14 protein-coding genes are annotated in these 16,159 nt (G+C 65.8%); 12 read left to right on the forward strand and 2 right to left on the reverse strand.

Annotated elements, in window-relative coordinates:
* Positions 1–53 precede the first annotated feature (53 nt).
* Genes manD through ACFQB0_RS02935 form a run of 4 tightly spaced genes read left to right on the forward strand, consistent with a single transcriptional unit; the run spans position 54 to position 4,561 of the window.
* Positions 54–1,265, forward strand: coding sequence for a D-mannonate dehydratase ManD (manD, locus tag ACFQB0_RS02920; protein ID WP_386727370.1), 1,212 nt, complete (start codon positions 54–56; stop codon positions 1,263–1,265).
* A complete protein-coding gene (locus tag ACFQB0_RS02925) occupies positions 1,262–2,209 on the forward strand; it encodes a PfkB family carbohydrate kinase (RefSeq protein ID WP_386727373.1) in 948 nt (315 codons plus the stop codon). Before manD ends, ACFQB0_RS02925 begins: the two co-directional genes overlap by 4 nt.
* Positions 2,206–3,687: a mannitol dehydrogenase family protein gene (locus ACFQB0_RS02930; protein ID WP_386727375.1), complete on the forward strand. Its 1,482-nt coding sequence runs from the start codon at positions 2,206–2,208 to the stop codon at positions 3,685–3,687. The genes ACFQB0_RS02925 and ACFQB0_RS02930 overlap by 4 nt, the downstream gene beginning before the upstream one ends.
* Before the next feature lie 55 nt (positions 3,688–3,742).
* On the forward strand, positions 3,743–4,561 hold the full coding sequence (locus tag ACFQB0_RS02935; protein ID WP_386727377.1) for a carbon-nitrogen hydrolase family protein: 819 nt from the start codon (positions 3,743–3,745) through the stop codon (positions 4,559–4,561).
* Positions 4,562–4,576: 15 nt separating this feature from the next.
* Here the strand turns inward: ACFQB0_RS02935 and ACFQB0_RS02940 are convergent, their stop codons facing one another.
* Complete coding sequence (locus ACFQB0_RS02940) at positions 4,577–5,773, reverse strand: aminotransferase class I/II-fold pyridoxal phosphate-dependent enzyme (protein ID WP_386727380.1); 1,197 nt, start codon at positions 5,771–5,773, stop codon at positions 4,577–4,579.
* A gap of 160 nt (positions 5,774–5,933) precedes the next feature.
* Here ACFQB0_RS02940 and ACFQB0_RS02945 point away from each other — a divergent pair, with 160 nt between their 5' ends.
* From ACFQB0_RS02945 to ACFQB0_RS02975, 7 genes are all read left to right on the forward strand, one after another.
* Positions 5,934–6,500, forward strand: a complete 567-nt coding sequence (locus ACFQB0_RS02945) for a hypothetical protein (RefSeq protein ID WP_386727383.1) — start codon at positions 5,934–5,936, stop codon at positions 6,498–6,500.
* Positions 6,501–6,565: 65 nt separating this feature from the next.
* Positions 6,566–7,375, forward strand: coding sequence for a hypothetical protein (locus ACFQB0_RS02950; RefSeq protein ID WP_386727386.1), 810 nt, complete (start codon positions 6,566–6,568; stop codon positions 7,373–7,375).
* Positions 7,376–7,497: 122 nt separating this feature from the next.
* On the forward strand, positions 7,498–9,309 hold the full coding sequence (locus tag ACFQB0_RS02955; RefSeq protein ID WP_386727388.1) for a S1C family serine protease: 1,812 nt from the start codon (positions 7,498–7,500) through the stop codon (positions 9,307–9,309).
* A 144-nt stretch (positions 9,310–9,453) separates the two neighbouring features.
* On the forward strand, positions 9,454–10,509 hold the full coding sequence (locus tag ACFQB0_RS02960; RefSeq protein ID WP_386727390.1) for a glycosyltransferase family 2 protein: 1,056 nt from the start codon (positions 9,454–9,456) through the stop codon (positions 10,507–10,509).
* Positions 10,506–11,324 carry a CDP-alcohol phosphatidyltransferase family protein gene (locus ACFQB0_RS02965; RefSeq protein ID WP_386727393.1) on the forward strand — a complete coding sequence of 273 codons (819 nt, stop codon included), beginning with the start codon at positions 10,506–10,508 and terminating at the stop codon, positions 11,322–11,324. Before ACFQB0_RS02960 ends, ACFQB0_RS02965 begins: the two co-directional genes overlap by 4 nt.
* 55 nt (positions 11,325–11,379) lie before the next feature.
* The gene (locus ACFQB0_RS02970) at positions 11,380–12,225 is read left to right on the forward strand and encodes a glycosyltransferase family 2 protein (RefSeq protein WP_386727395.1); all 846 of its coding nucleotides are present in this window, start codon (positions 11,380–11,382) and stop codon (positions 12,223–12,225) included.
* Between the two features lie 63 nt (positions 12,226–12,288).
* On the forward strand, positions 12,289–13,566 hold the full coding sequence (locus tag ACFQB0_RS02975; protein WP_386727398.1) for a CDP-glycerol glycerophosphotransferase family protein: 1,278 nt from the start codon (positions 12,289–12,291) through the stop codon (positions 13,564–13,566).
* Here ACFQB0_RS02975 and ACFQB0_RS02980 read toward each other — a convergent pair.
* Positions 13,563–14,474, reverse strand: a complete 912-nt coding sequence (locus tag ACFQB0_RS02980; RefSeq protein ID WP_386727401.1) for a hypothetical protein — start codon at positions 14,472–14,474, stop codon at positions 13,563–13,565. The genes ACFQB0_RS02975 and ACFQB0_RS02980 overlap by 4 nt on opposite strands.
* 156 nt (positions 14,475–14,630) lie before the next feature.
* Here ACFQB0_RS02980 and ACFQB0_RS02985 point away from each other — a divergent pair, with 156 nt between their 5' ends.
* Positions 14,631–16,151, forward strand: coding sequence for an HNH endonuclease (locus ACFQB0_RS02985; protein WP_386727403.1), 1,521 nt, complete (start codon positions 14,631–14,633; stop codon positions 16,149–16,151).
* Positions 16,152–16,159: the final 8 nt, after the last annotated feature.

Consider the following 16,159-nt stretch of genomic DNA (forward strand, 5'->3'; position numbering starts at 1 on the left):
GAGCTGGACTCTCCTCCATACCTGTCAACCATCGCCCACGAAGGATCGTCACAATGAGAATCACGGATGCGCGCGTCGTCATCTCCGCGCCCGGTCGCAATTACGTCACAGTGATCATCGAGACGGAGGATGGCGTCGTCGGTGTCGGCGATGCGACCCTGAATGGGCGCGAGCTGTCGGTGGCGTCGTATCTCGCCGATCACCTCTGTCCACTCCTCGTCGGTCGGGATGCCCGTCGCATCGAGGACATCTGGCAGTACTTCTACAAAGGCGCATACTGGAGGCGCGGTCCAGTGACGATGACCGCGATCGCCGCCATCGACATCGCACTCTGGGACATCAAGGGCAAGGCGGCGGGGATGCCCGTCTACCAGCTCCTCGGTGGCGCGGCCCGCGACGGGGTGATGGTCTACAGCCATGCCAGCGGTGAGTCGCTCGACGAGCTGGGGGCGGACTTCCAGACTCACCTAGACCTCGGCTACAAGGCGATCCGTGCGCAGGCGGCCATCCCGGGCCTGGAGAAGACCTACGGTATCGCGCCGGGCGGTGGCACGGTGTATGAGCCGGCGAGCGGCAACGTTCCGCAGGAGGACTCCTGGGAGACGACGGCATACCTCGACGTCGCCCCGATGATGCTCGCCTACGTCCGTGAGCAGTTCGGCTACGGGGTGCACCTGCTCCACGACGTGCATCACCGCCTCTCGCCGATCGAGGCGGGACGGCTGGGCGCTGCGGTCGAAGCGTACCGTCCGTTCTGGATCGAGGATCCGACGCCGGCCGAGGACCAGTCTGCGTTCCGCCTGATCCGCAGTCACACCACGACCCCTCTCGCGGTCGGCGAGGTCTTCAACTCCATCTGGGATTGCCAGCAGCTCATCACCGAGCGGCTGATCGACTACATCCGTACCTCGGTGTCGCACGCGGGTGGGATCACGCATCTGCGCCGCATCTTCTCGCTCGCCGACCTCTATGGCGTACGCTCGGGTTCACACGGTGCCGGCGACCTCTCCCCGATCGCGATGGCGGCGGCACTGCATGTCGACCTGAGTATCCCGAACTTCGGTATCCAGGAGTACATGGGCCATCGCGACCCGGTGGGCGAAGTGTTCCGAACCTCGTACTCGTTCAGCGACGGATACATGCATCCTGGCGACGCGCCCGGACTCGGAGTGGAGTTCGACGAGCACGCGGCAGGCGCCTTCCCTTACGACCCGAAGTACCTGCCGATCAATCGGCGCCTCGACGGATCGGTTCACGACTGGTGAGCGACTCGTCGTTCGATGTCGTCGTGGTCGGCGAGATCCTCGTTGAGGTCATCACCGACGCACCGTTCGTCAGCGGCGGTCACGCGCGACTCGGAGTCTCGGGCGATGCCCTCAACGTCGCCGCGGCCGCCGCGGCCGCCGGTGCGCGAGCGGCGATCGTCGCCGTGCTCACCGACGATGAACTCGGCCGTGCCATCGCAGAGGAGGTGGAACACCTCGGCGTCTCGACGGAACTGCTCCGCTACCGCACCGGTCAACAAGGCATGTATCTCGTGCACTGTGACCCCGATGGCGAACGCGACTTCTCCTACGCCCGCCGGGGGAGCGCCGGCTCGTTCCTCCGGGCCGACGATCTCGACGAGAGCGTCATCCGTTCCGCTGGCTCCGTCGTGGCGAGCGGGATCGCCTGTGCCGTGTCGGAAAGCGCCCAGGCCACGGTGCTCCGTGCATCCGAACTGACCGAGCGCTTCGTCTTCGACCCGAATTTTCGACGACGCCTCACCGACGAGGCGACGGCTACATCCCTGCTGGCGAAAATCGCTCCGCGAGCGTTCGTGATAACGCCGTCGTTCCCGGGGGAGACCTCGGCGCTGCTCGGCGGCGGTTCCGCGCGCGATGCCGCTCAGAAGCTGATCGGCTGGGGTGCGCGCGCGGTGGCCGTCACCTGCGGGGCGACAGGGGTGCAGCTGATGGATAGCGATGGTACCGAGGCCTGGATCGATGCGATCCCGGCTCCGGTGGTCGTCGACCAGACGGGTGCCGGAGACGCGTATGTCGGCACGTTGACGGCTCGACTCGTTCTCGGCGACTCCTTCGTGACGGCCGCTACCCTCGCGGCGGCCGCGTCGTCGCTCGTCGTGGGAGGCCGCGGCGGCACCGGATTCGTGCCCACGCTCGACCAGACCAGGGCGCACGCCGGAATCTCGATCGGTGGCGGATCATGAACCGCTTGACACCTGACTCGCTGGCGCGGAGCGGGCGCGAGCTCGCACTCGATCGTGCCCAGATGACGCCCGGGATCGTTCATCTCGGGAGCGGCGGATTCTTCCGTGCCCACGTCGCCGCCGTCACCGAGGACGCCATGGCGGCGACGGACGATCTGAGCTGGGGGATCATCGCCGTCACCCAGCGGTCCGCCGATGTCGCCGAGCAGCTCAATCCGCAATGCGGCCTCTTCACGGTGACCGAGCGCCAGCCGGACGAATCGTCGACCCGAGTGGTGTCAAGCGTCCTGTCCGTCATCGACGGGCACGGCTCGCCGGGTGCCATCGTTGACGCGATCGCCGACCGGCGCATCTCGGTTGTGACACTCACGATCACCGAGAAGGGTTACCGCTTCGACGCCCGCAGCGGCCGGCTGGACCTCGATGATCCGGCAGTGCAGGCGGATCTGTCGGCAGAGGGAGGCCCTGAACGCCGGTCGCCGACCACCGCGGTGGGTCAGATCGCGGCCGGACTCCGGAGACGATTCCGGGGCGGCGCAGGAGCCATCACGGTCGTCTCGTGCGACAACCTGCCCGCGAACGGACGCCTGACGCAGACGCTCGTCCGCGACTTCCTCGCCGCGGCGCCAGACGATGACGACGACGAGCTGGCCGTGTGGATCGACACGAACGTCCGATTCCCCTCGACCATGGTCGACCGCATGGTCCCCGCGACGTCGCCGGACGATCTCGACGAGGTCGAGCGCTTTCTCGGTCTCCGTGATGAAGGGGCGGTCGTCGCGGAGCCGTTCTGGCAGTGGGTGGTCGAGGATGACTTCGCGGGTTCACGGCCTCCCTGGGAGCGTGTCGGCGTACAGTTCACCGACGACGTGGCACCGTGGGAGAAGGCGAAGCTGCGACTCCTCAACGCGGCGCATTCGCTTCTGGCCTATCTCGGTTTGCTGGCCGGCTATGAGACCATCGCCGAGACGGTCGCCGATCCCGCATTCGAGCGGATTGCGGCTCGGATGATCGCAGACGAGGCCCTGCCGAGCCTGACGCTCCCCAGGGGATTCGACGGGCCCGCCTATTGCGGCTCGGTGCTGCGGCGTTTCGCGAATCCTGCGCTCGGACACAGCTGCGCGAAAGTCGCGTCCGACGGATCGCAGAAGCTCGGCATCCGCATCTTGCCGACGATGCGGGATGCGCTCGCGCGCGGTGAGATCCCGACCGCCTCCGCGCTCGCGGTCGCCTCCTGGATGCATCGGGTCGCGACGACCCCGGTCGCGCGACTCGACGACCCGGCGGCGGCCGAACTCGTCGAACTAGCCGCAGGACACGAGGCCCCCGACGAGGTCGTCTCCGAGCTTCTCACGTACTCCCGTGTCTTCGACGCGAAGTTCGCCGCGAACCCGGCCGCAGTGGGCGCCATCGTCGATTGGTACGTTCTCATCGCAGCTGAGGGCAGCGACGGCTTGAAGAGAAAGCTTCTGTCATGAACATCTCCCTCTCTGGGATGCTTCTCTGGGCACCGACGAGTCCTAGGCTGTCGTCATGGTGAGCGAGAGCGAACACATCCTCGGCGTGGCCGTCGCGCAGTTCGTGCCGACGGACGACCCATCCGCGAACATCGAGCAGATCGAGCGTCTTGCGAGCCTCGCCGTCGATCGTGGCGCGCGGCTCGTGGTGTTCCCCGAGTACTCGTCCTACTTCACCGCGACCATGGGGCCTGACTGGGTCGAGGCCGCAGAGCCGCTCGACGGGCCGTTCTGCCGGGCGCTCGCCGGAGTCGCCTCCCAGCGGGGAATTCACGTCGTCGCGGGCATGGTGGAGACGACGGATGATCCGGCTCGCGTCTCCAACACGATCGTCGCGTTCTCGCCGTCGGGCGATCTCGTCGCCGTCTACCGCAAGCAGCACCTCTACGACGCGTTCGGGCAGAAGGAGTCCGACTGGGTGGTCGCCGGACCCCTCGGCATGCCGCAGACCTTCGTCGTGCGAGAGCTGACCGTGGGTCTGCAGACGTGTTACGACATCCGCTTCCCCGAGGTGACGCGTCGTCTCGTCGATGCGGGAGCCGATCTCGTGCTCGTGCCGTCCGAGTGGGTGCGCGGCCCGCTCAAGGAGCAGCACTGGCGCACCCTCGCCACGGCGCGGGCGCTCGAGAACACCGTCTACCTTGCGGCCGCGGATCACGCGCCGCCGATCGGGGTCGGCAACAGCTTCGTCATCGATCCGATGGGGGTCGAGCTCGTCACGATCGGCGAGAACACGGATGTCGCGGTCGCGTGGATCTCTCGCGAGCGCGTCGAGGCCGTTCGGGAGATCAACCCGGCGCTCGCGCTTCGCCGTTTCCGCGTCGAACCCATCTGAGGTGTGCGGAGCGCGTCAGTGCTGCAGTTCGGCTAGTCGGGCGGCCGCGCGTTCCAGCACATCGACCTTCTTGCAATAGGCGAAACGCAGAAGCGAGGAGTAGTCCGCACGGCGGTGCTCGTGCACGAAGGCGCTGATCGGCACGGCGACGACGCCGGCCAATTCGGGAAGTCGTCGACACAGTTCGGAGCCGTCTGAGTATCCCAGCGGTGTCGCATCCGCCACCAAGAAATAACCGCCCAGTGGTCGCGAAACCGTGAAGCCGGCCGCCGCGAGTCCCAACGACAGCACGTCGCGCTTGGCCTCGAGATCTGCGGCGGCACGCCGGAAAAACGAGTCGGGCAGGCCGAGGCCGATCGCGATCGCAGGCTGGAATGGTGCGCCATTCACGAAGGTCAGAAATTGCTTGACGGCGAGGATCGCGGTGACGTAGTCGGCGGGACCGCTGAGCCAGCCGATCTTCCATCCGGTGGTATTGAACGTCTTGCCGCCCGAAGAGACGCTGATTGTGCGCTCACGGGCGCCGGGGAGAGCCGCGATCGGCAGGTGCGCCACCTCGAAGGTGAGGTGTTCGTAGACCTCGTCGGTCACGATGATCGCGTTGTGCCGGTGAGCGAGTTCGACGATGAGCTCGAGTGTCTCGCGGGGGAGCACCGCGCCCGTCGGGTTGTGCGGGCTGTTCACGAGAATCAGCCGGGTGCGGTCGGTGACGGTGTCGCGCAGTTGGTCGAGGTCGGGCTGGAAGTCCGGGGCGTGTAGTGGAACAGTGCGATGGATGCCGCGTGCCAGTGAGATCATCGCGCCATAGGAGTCGTAGAACGGCTCGAAGGTCACGACCTCGTCGCCGTCGTCGACGAGTGCGAGAATGGTCGCGGCCAGTGCCTCCGTCGCGCCGGCTGTGACGAGCACCTCCCGGTCGGCGTCGAGACGGATGCCGTAGAAGCGCTCCTGGTGTGTCGCGATCGCTTGGCGCAGCATGGGCAGGCCGAGGCCGGGCGGGTACTGGTTCGTTCCGTCGGCGATGGCGCCGCGGGCCGCCTCGAGCACTTCCATCGGTCCATCTTCGTCAGGGAATCCCTGCCCGAGATTGATCGCGCCCGTGCGCACCGCGAGGGCGCTCATCTCGGCGAAGATCGTCGCCGAGATGCTGCCGTCGCTCGCGAGCAGCCCGGCTCCGCTCGCCGCTCGCCGCCAGGGGCCGGTGACTGCCATGGAACCTCGCCTGTCTGTTGTCTCGGTTTTGCGGTCTTGGTTCGCGTCGGTCGCTGCCTCCACGCTAGGACATCTCCTGCACAGATCGCCGCTTCCAACGAATTTGCATGACTGTGGATATCTTCCACGCGGATCACGCGATGTGTTCTACGGTGTCTGCATGCGCCTGATGTCTCGTGGTATCACCGCAGCGCTCGTGGGCGTCGTGTTGCTCGTCATGGGCGTCGCCGGGTGCGTGAAGACGCCCGTGCAGCCACCTGTCTCGACCACGGACGCCCCCGCGCCGGTCTTCGCCTCCGACGAGGAGGCGCTCGCCGCGGCGGAGGAGGCGTATGCGGCGTACCTCGCAGTAGGTGACGAGATTTCGAAGCAGGGCGGAGACAATCCAGAACGATATGCGCAAGTATCCAAAGGTCAGGCGTTGGAATCAGCGCTAAAGAGCGCGGGTCAGTTTCGTGAAGCGAGAGCTCATACATTCGGCGACTCCACTTACTCGACATACAAGCTCCAGTTGGCTAACTACGCAAATGTGGAAACCCTAGAGATTCTTGTGTATGTGTGCGATGACGTGAGTTCGGTGGATGTCTTGGGAGAGGACGGTGTATCGATCGTCTCGCCAGATCGGCCTGACAAAACGCCATTTGTCGTGGAGTTTGATCACAAGTTGAACAACAAGTTGATTCTCTCGCGCAAGGATCTCTGGGAGGGTGAGACCTTTTGCGATTGAAAAGTAGATGGGGCGTCATTTCGCTTGGCGTAGTTATCGGGTTCATTGGCGTAGTTACCGGGTTCATGGGGCTTGTATCTGAGCCTGTATCTGCGACCGGAGGCTGCACCGATTTTGATCGCTTCACGGGCACATGCGCGGTCGATGTCGGTGCCAGCATCGGGGACAGGGGAGTCGATCTGAGTGCCCGCCTCGGCATCGGGGGGAAGGAGCCGAGCGGCGGCGGCGGCGACAGCGACGACGGCAATGCCGACGAAGAAAGCACGGAGCCGCCCGGCTCCGTCATCTACATCGAACAGAACGGTCAGCGGATCCGGACCAAATGCGCCGTGTCGTCGCGTGGAAGGCCAGCCGACTTCTGCATGCGCGACATCGTGCAGCTGGGAACGCCCGCGGTCAGCTTGAGTGATCTGGTGAACTTCCGCCCGGCGACGCCCACTATGGCGATGGATCCCGACGGTTGGGCCCTCGTCGGGCTTCCATTCAACCCCTATGCGACTGCTCCGGCCGAGACGCTCTCGGGCATCCTGCTCGGGCTCCCGGCCGAAGTGCGATTCATGCCGGTCGCATTCCATTGGAACTACGGTGATGGAACCGTTGCAACGTCCGCGGATGGTGGCGCAGACTGGGCCACGCTCCAGGTGCCGGAGTTCTCGGAAACCACAACGAGTCACGCTTACGCGGCGCGTGGTTCGTACCTCGTTTCTGCGGGTGTCGAGTTCGCCGCAGAGTACCGTTTCGACGGGCAGCCATGGCAGGGCATTCGAGGTACGCTGACAGTGTCGTCGAACGACCTCAAAGTCGTCGCAGGAGAGGCGAAAACGGTGCTGGTCGCACGTAATTGTGCGGCGAATCCGAGCGGTCCAGGCTGCTGACCCGCTCGGATGCGAAACACCCTTGGCAAAGGCATTGGGGTTAGAGAGCCGGCTCTCAGTCAGCATGCGTGAAACGTTCAGCTTCGACGACGAAGCTGGCAACGCTTGGAAGGAGCACCCCAATGACCGACAGTACCAACAACACAGAGAAGCCCGAGCCCCTGCCTGCCGGCGACAGTGTCATCGACGAGACTACGGCCGAGGTGCCGCAGCAGCCAGTTCCTTCGACCGAGACGACCCCTGCTGCGTCGGCGACGGATGCCGCGCCAGTTGCTTCGGCGAGCACACCGGGCACACCACCGACATCGACCGAGCCTTCCTCCACAGAAGCTTCCTCCACAGAAGATGGAACCTCTATTGTGGCGGCCGGGGCATCGTCAGCTGAGGCCGTTTCTGGGGTCGATGCCACCTCTGCGGTCGAGGAGACCGCTCCTGAGACCGCCACCCTCGCCAGTTCGGCCCCCTCGGCTCCTCAGGCTCCCGCCACAGGTACGCCGATCATCAACCACGGAACTGGTGCGTTCGGCCAGCCGACCGCGCCCGCTGCGGCAAGCCAGCACACCCAGCCGACCCACACCCAGCCGACCCAACCCCACACCCAGCCGACCCAACCATTGGGTGGTCCCGGTGGTCCCGGTGCTCCCGGTGGCCCTGGCTCTCCGGTGTTGTCCGCGCCAGAGGCTGGCAAACGCAAGAGCAGCGCCGTCATGGTCGCCGCTCTCGCTATAGCCGCGCTCGTCGGCGGTGCCTCCGGGGCGGGTGTCACGGCGCTCGTCACCGCGAACCAGAACAACGCACGCCCCGCCTCAGAAACGTCAGGGCCGCAGAGCATCGTTGTCAACAACACCGATTCGGTCAACGAGATCACCGCTGTCGCCGCTGAGGCCTCCCCGAGCGTCGTGACGATCGCCGTCGCGGACGGCAGCTCCACTAGCTCGAGTACCGGCGGCACCGGCTCAGGGGTCATCCTGAGCGCTGACGGCTACGTGCTCACCAACACCCATGTCGTCACCGACGATGGCAAGATCGCTAACCCCGTCATCAGGGTGACGGCGTCCGACGGCAAGATCTATACGGCGACCGTCGTCGGCACCGACCCGATCTCCGACCTTGCTGTGATCCGGCTTGCCGACGTGTCTGGCCTCACCCCGCTCGCCTTCGCCGACTCGGGCAAGCTCAACGTCGGCGACGTCGCCATCGCCATCGGAGCGCCCCTCGGCCTCGACGGCACCGTCACCAATGGCATCGTCAGCGCGCTCAACCGCAGCATCACCGTCGCCTCGTCGGCCGTGCCCAGCAGCGGGGATGGGCAGCAGAAGGACCCGACGATCCCGGACCCGAGCAATAGGCAGCCTTTCAACGTCTGGAACTTCGACATTCCCGGTCAGGGTCAAGGCTCCCAGACCCAGACCCAGAGCCAGAGCCAGTCGCCCATCTCCCTTTCTGTCATCCAGACGGATGCGGCGATCAACCCAGGCAACTCGGGTGGCGCGCTGGTCAACTCGAAGGGGCAGCTCATCGGCATCAATGTCGCGCTAGCGAATCCCAGTGGTTCTCAAAGTGCGCCCGGCAGCATCGGTGTCGGCTTCGCGATTCCGTCGAACCTCGCCGAGCGGATCTCCAATGAGCTCATCAAGGGCGGCACGGCCACGCACGGCCTGCTCGGCGTCAAGCCGGACCCCGAGGGGGTCGTCAAGAACAGCACGACGGTCGGTGCTCTCGTCAAGGAGGTCGTCTCCGGCGAAGCCGCCGCTAAAGCCGGCTTGCAGAAGGGCGACGTGGTCACCAACTTCAACGGAGTACCGATCACCAGCGGGAACGACCTCACCGCTCAGGTGCGGGTGCTCGCCGCCGGCGCTAAAGCCGATCTGACCTATGTGCGTGACGGGAAGTCGAGCACTGTCACGGTCACTCTTGGCGAGCTGAAGAGCTGACGCGCGGGCCGAACGTCGCGGTTCCGCATCGGTCATCCGAGCGGGACGGCGACGTTCACGTGTCCGGCACACGAGGTGATGGCCCGAGGCGATGCCACGAACGCTGCTGGTAGGCTCAATCGACCAACCCGACGAGCAGGAGAGATGGCCGATCTGGTGCAGAGCGACGGAGCGAACGCGCTTCCGGGAGTCTCCTACGTCATGCCCGTGCTCAATGAGGCGACGCATGTCAGGGAAGCCGTCGACAGCCTGCTGCACCAAGACTATGCAGGACCGTTCGAGGTCACGCTCGCCCTTGGTCCGAGCATCGACGGCACCACGGAACTCCTCAAGGATATGGCCAGCGCGGATGCGCGCGTCCGTGTCATTTCCAACGACGCCGGTTCGACGCCCGCCGGCCTCAACGTCGCCATCCTCGCATCGCGTTACCCGGTCGTCATCAGGGTCGATGCCCACTCGGTGCTGCCGCCCGACTATGCGAGGGTCGCGGTCGAGACCATCCAGCGCACGGGAGCAGACAATGTCGGCGGCATCATGGACGCCCAGGGCGAGTCGCCGTTCCAGAAAGCCGTCGCTCGCGCCTACGGCTCGCGTTTCGGTCTCGGCGGCTCCGCGTTTCACGTCGGAGGCAAGGAGGGCGTTGCCGAGACTGTCTATCTGGGCTGCTTCCAGCGCGACAGCATCGTCAAGGTCGGACTCTTCGACGAGGAGATCAAACGAGGCCAGGACTGGGAGCTCAACCGTCGCATTCGCAAGGCCGGCGGCACTGTCTGGTTCACGCCGAGGCTCAAGGTGACCTATCGCCCACGCCCCAGCTTGCGGCGGCTTGCGCGGCAGATGCTCTCGACGGGCCTGTGGCGCGGTGAGCTCGCCCGGCGATTCCCGGCCAGCAACGGCATCCGCTATTTCGTGCCGCCGATCACGGTTCTCGGCGTCGTGATCGGAACCCTTCTCGGCATCGGCGGTGTGCTGCAGGTCGTTCTCGGAACGTTCCCTTTGCTCCTCGTCGGTTTCGTCGCCCCCGCCCTCTACGCGCTCTTCGTGATCGTCGCAATGGTCGCCGTGACCAGGCCCGATGGATTTCGGCCGTCGCCCTGGTTTCTCCTCGTCTTGCCGTGCATCCACTTCTGCTGGGGCGTCGGCTTTCTGCTGGGCTTCCTCACCTTGACCGGCAAAATCACTGCACACACAGGGAGGTGACCGTGGCTCAGAGCACAGATGGACCCAGCCGCCCCTCGTCGATAGCCGAGTTGCGCGCCGTAGCCCAGCCGCTCGAAGTCCGCGATCGGCGTAACGCCGAGCACTGGACTGCCTCGCTCTACCTGCGGAGCATCTCGCCCTACCTCACCTGGATGCTGCTCAAGACGCGCATCTCGGCGAACGGCGTCACCGGGCTCATGATCCTCATCGGCTGGTCGACGGCGGCTGCGCTGTTGATCCCGGGCATCTGGGGTGCCCTGCTTGCTCTCGTGCTCGGGCAGCTGCAGATGCTCGTCGACTGCTGCGACGGCGAGGTCGCGCGCTGGCGCCGCACCTCGTCGCCGGCCGGAGTCTTCCTCGACAAGGTCGGCCACTACACGACCGAGGCGTTCATCCCGCTCGCACTGGGCATCCGCGCTGCTGCATATCCGTTCGAGACGCCCGAGGACTTTCTCTGGACGACGCTCGCCGGACTTCTCGCGCTCTTCATCGTGCTCAACAAGGCGCTCAACGACATGGTGCACGTCGCACGGGCCAACGCCGGCCTCGCAAGGTTGGCCGATACGCGCGGAGAGTCCGCTCCGGTATCGGGCCGGATCGCCAGACTTCGTCGTGCCGCCCGATTCGTGCCGTTCCACCGGCTGTACCACTCGGTCGAACTCACGATGCTCGTCTTCGTGGCTGCCGTCATCGGGCTCTTCGCCGGTCAGCCGGTCGTGGATCGTGTGCTTCTCGCAACGCTTGTGCCGTTGTCGTTGCTCGCGCTGCTCGGCCATTTCGTCGCGATCATGGCGTCCAGGCGTGTCCGTTCCTGAGCGGCAGGTCCGGGACGGCGCGACAGGCGCACGTTCCACGCCGACTGTCGGTGTCGTGGTACTCACGCAGGGAACGCGGCCCGAGGATCTCGAGCGTGGCATCCGCAGTGTGCTCGCGCAACGAGGAGTCTCGGCCGACATCGTCTGCGTCGGCAACGGCTGGCAGCCGGAGGGCCTGCCGGTCGGGGTCAAGACGCTCGGCCTGCCGACCAATCTCGGTATCCCCGCCGGGCGCAATCGTGGGGTCTCGCAGGTGACCGGCGACTACCTGTTCTTTCTCGACGACGATGCGAGCATCCCCGATCCGTCGTTCCTCGAGACCGCGGTCGCCACGTGCATGGCCGATCCGGGCATCGGCTTGCTGCAGCCGAGGGTCGTCGATCCGTCAGGTCTGCCCTCTCCTCGGCGGTGGATCCCGCGCATCCGCAAAGGGAAGGCGACACGGTCGAGCAACGTGTTCTCGGTATGGGAGGGGGCGGTGCTGCTCCCGCGTGCTGTCTTCGATGCGACGGGTGGCTGGGCCGAACCGTTCTTCTACGCCCACGAGGGCATCGAGCTCGCCTGGCGGGTCTGGGACCAGGGCAAACGCGTCTGGTACGCCGGTGATCTCGAGGCGAACCATCCTGTGATCCAGCCGACCCGGCACGCCTACTACCATCGGCTGAACGCCAGAAACCGGGTATGGCTCGCGCGGCGGAACCTGCCGGTCGTGCTCCTGCCCTTCTACGTCGCCTCCTGGACGGGCATCCAGGTGCTGCGCTGGGCGCGCGACCCCGACGCGCTCAAGGCATGGTTCGGCGGGTGGCGTGAGGGGTGGAGTGAGGAGCCGGGGGAGCGACGCCCCCTGCGCTGGCGCACGATCTGGCGCATGACGCTCGCCGGCCGCGCTCCGTTGGTCTAACGATTCGCTACCGGTCGGACCTTCTGGCGAGGTCACTTGAAGCGAATCGTTACGCTTGAAAACGTGGGATTGACGAGAGACGCGCGACTCGCCGTCACGATGGTCAAGAGTGCGCTCTCAAACCGTCGGGCGCAGAAGACGCTGCGGAGAAGACTCGCCGCACAGGCTCCGCTCGAACCGCATCGTTTCGTCGTCGCGGTCTACTTCGCTGACGGCGTGGTCAACATGTACCAGCTCAGGCAGTGGTACAAACCGCTCGCCGAGTTGTCGAAGACCTGGCCGGTGCTCATCCTAAGCAGGGCATCCGAAGCGGCGTTGACGATCCTCGACGAGTCGCCCATCCCTGTCGCCTACGTTCGGCAGGTTTCCGACCTCGAGCAGGTGATCGCCGAACAGGATATCCGGATCGTCTTCTACGTCAATCAGAACGCGAAGAACTTCCAGATGATGCGCTACGGTCGACGCTGGCACGTTTTCATCAATCATGGTGAAAGCGACAAGGTGTACATGACCACGAACCAGTTCAAGGCCTACGACTACTCCTTCGTGGCGGGGGATGCCGCCCTCTCGCGACTGAACAAGGTGCTCTGGGACTTCGACTTCGACAAACGTGCCATCGCGATCGGGCGGCCCCAGGCCGACTTCTATAGCGGGCGGCTGCCCTACACGCCCGACGAGCGCCAGGTCGTGCTGTACGCCCCGACCTGGGAAGGAGACCGGGCCGCCGCGGCCTACGGCTCCATCGCCTCCCATGGTGTCGAGCTCGTGAGGGCACTGCTCACAACGAGGCGCCATCGGCTGGTCTACCGCCCGCATCCGCGCAGCGGCGTCGTCGACCACGCATACGGGGCCGCGAATCGCGAGATCCTGCACATGATCGGGCTCGCGAACGCTGCCGACCCTTCAGCGCACCATTTCTGCGACACGGGCGCAGAGCTCGGTTGGCAGCTTGCGGCGGCGGATGTCGCGATCGTCGACATCTCGGCCATGGTCTACGACAGGCTCGCGGCGGGGAAGCCGCTCATCGTAACCCGGCCAGCCGATTCTGGAGTGCAGATCGACACGGGCGGCTACCTATCGGACTGCGAGTGGTTGAAAGCCGAGGACGCCGCGAACATCGTGAGCATCGTCGATGACGTCTCGCACGGTGACGAGGGCCGCAGACGGCTGGCGCGCTGGGTGCGCTACTACTTCGGCGACACCACACCGGGAGTCGCGACCGCTCGGTTCCATACTGCCGTTCAGCACCTCATGGACGAATGGGAGCACAATGCCGCGCTTCATGCGGCAGACGGCGAGGTCGACGACTACCACGATCGGTCCGAAGAGGACGAACTCTAGGACGGGCGTGAGAACGGCTGGTCGCTCTCCTGAGCATCCGTCGCGACATCCGCCGCCTTCATACCTCGCGGCAATGCCTTCTGCACGGCCGTTCCGACGCCGCGTCCCACGGTACGTCCGAGTTCCGTGACCCGTCGAGTCGCCGACCCGCGAAGCGTGATCTCGCGCGGTCGCGGGTCCAGCTCCAGGCGAAACGCTGGAGGAGGGTAGCCGAAAGCCACGCGGGAGTTCCGCAGCACACGGCGGCCGAGGATGTTGTTGCCGACTCCGCCGATTGCGGCCCCGATGCCGAACGGCACGGCCTTGGCGAGGAAGCTCGCTCCGCCACGCGCCGCGAACTGGCGGATGAACGCAGTCTTGAGCCGGTCCGCGAGCGGGCCGACGACCGCGGCAGGCAAGCTGCTCGTGATGAGCTCGCCCCAGTAGAGATGACGAACGACGCCTCCTCCGCCGAACTGCGCGGCGAGCTGTCGCACGAGGTCGGACCCTTCTCGACCGAGCATGAGCGTCATGACGAGGGCGCGGGCGCGCTCGGGATCGTCGACCGAGATGCCGTGAACTTCGGCGACCGACTGGGCGAAGAGAGCGGTGGCTTCGAGGAAGCCCGCCGTCTCGACACCCGACAACGCGAGAGTCACTCCCGTTCCGATACCGGGAACCACGGCAGTGGCGCCGACAGCAGCGCCGCCCGTCGTCACGGCTGCGAGGTAGCGACGTTCGAGGATCCTCACGATCTGCTCGGGCGTCGCGGTAGGGTTGCGGCGACGGATGACTCGAATGTGCGAGAGCACGACGGGCCGATGGACCGCCATGACCCGGTCGATTCCGCGCACGACAGGGTGCGGCAGCTCACCGCCTTTGGGGGTGCCACCGGTCTCTGAGATGATCGGTTTCGTTTTCCTGGCCATCGCTATGATCCTAGGCTGCCGGATTGCGCGAAATTTCCGTCCATGAGCGGAGGTCTCGTCCTGCACAGTCCGGAAGTCCCAGATTTGTCCACAAATAACAGCCTGACCAGGGCATTCAGAAACGTCGATGTCAGTGGATCCTGCTTGACTATGGCCATGGAAACCGAGCCGACAATGACCCTGGCTAGTGGCCGGGCGTTGCCGGACGGCGCTGCCGCCGCTATCCGGACAGGTGTTGCTGCAACTGCCGGCGCGAGGCTCCACGACGCAGGGCTCCACGACGCAGGGCTCCACGACGCAGGGCTCCACGACGCAGGGCTCCACGACGCAGGGCTCCACGACGCAGGGCTCCACGACGCAGGGCTCGACGACGCAGGGCTCCACGACGCAGGGCTCCACGACGCAGGGCTCGACGACGCAGGGCTCCACGAGATCGTGCGCGACATCAGGCGCGACGATGAGACGATCCGTGCCGCTCAAGCCGACCAGTATCGACTGATCGAGCAGGCGAGGCTGCACATGATGGCGACCGCCGACGGCTCCGGCAGGAGCGCGGCTCTCTCTCGGGAGTTCGCCATGCGCAGTCTCGCCGCCGAGATCGCAGCCGCCCTGGGAATGCACGAACGCACCGTTCTAGAACTCGTGCATGATGCCCGTACGCTCGTGAACGAGTTCCCTACGACCCTCGACGCGCTCGAACGGGGTGATATCGGCAGACCGCATGTGCGGGAGATTCTGGCTCAGGCGGCCGCGCTTCCCCTTGGCATGCGGGCTCTGTACGAGAGTTCAGCACTCCCGCTGGCCCTTGCTTTATCGCCCGCGCAGTTCCGACAGCTGGCCCGTCGATTGCGCGAGCGCCTGCACCCCGAGTCGATCGCCGAGCGCCTCCGCCGATCTCGCCGCGATCGCCGTGTGTCCGTCGAGGCCGACCGTGACGGCATGTCCTGGATCACGCTTTACCTGGCGAGCGACCAGGCTGCGGCAATCGCTTCTCGACTCGAAGCCCTGGCCGGCCATGTGCTGGGCGACGGCGACATCCGCTCAGAGCCCCGCACGCGTGCCCAGGCCGAAGCGGATGTCGCGGCAGACCTATTGCTGAACGGCACGATCTCCCGGGGCGAGGAGTCGTCGAGCGGCACCTGCACAGGTGGCATCGCCGCTGTGCGCCCCACGGTTTTCGTCACCGTTCCAGTGCTGACGCTCCTCGGACACTCGGACGAACCCGCTGTGCTCGACGGATACGGTCCGATCGACGCAGAGACCGCGCGAAGGCTTGCTGCCGATGCGCCATCGTTCTTTCGCATCCTGACCCATCCAGAGACGGGCGCGTTCGTCTCCTTCGGTCGCAAGAGCTACCGGGTTCCCGCAGAGCTCAAGCACTACCTGCGACTGCGTGACGGGGTCTGTCGATTCCCGGGTTGCACACGGCGTGCCGTTCGATGCGACCTCGACCACACTCGGCCCTGGCAGTTCGACGGCGAGACGAGGCACGACAATCTCGCCCATCTGTGCCGCAAACACCATCGCCTCAAACACAACTCCGACTGGCGGGCCGAGCAACTCCCGGCGGGTGTCATCCGCTGGACGTCGCCCGCCGGTCGCCTCCACGACACCTTTCCCGAGCGCTCCTTCGACAACACTGCGGTCGGTCCACCGGGAGAGTCTCCGCCCTTCTAGCCTCTGCT

Source organism: Luethyella okanaganae (assembly GCF_042660285.1).
In the GTDB taxonomy this organism is placed as follows: domain Bacteria; phylum Actinomycetota; class Actinomycetes; order Actinomycetales; family Microbacteriaceae; genus Luethyella; species Luethyella okanaganae.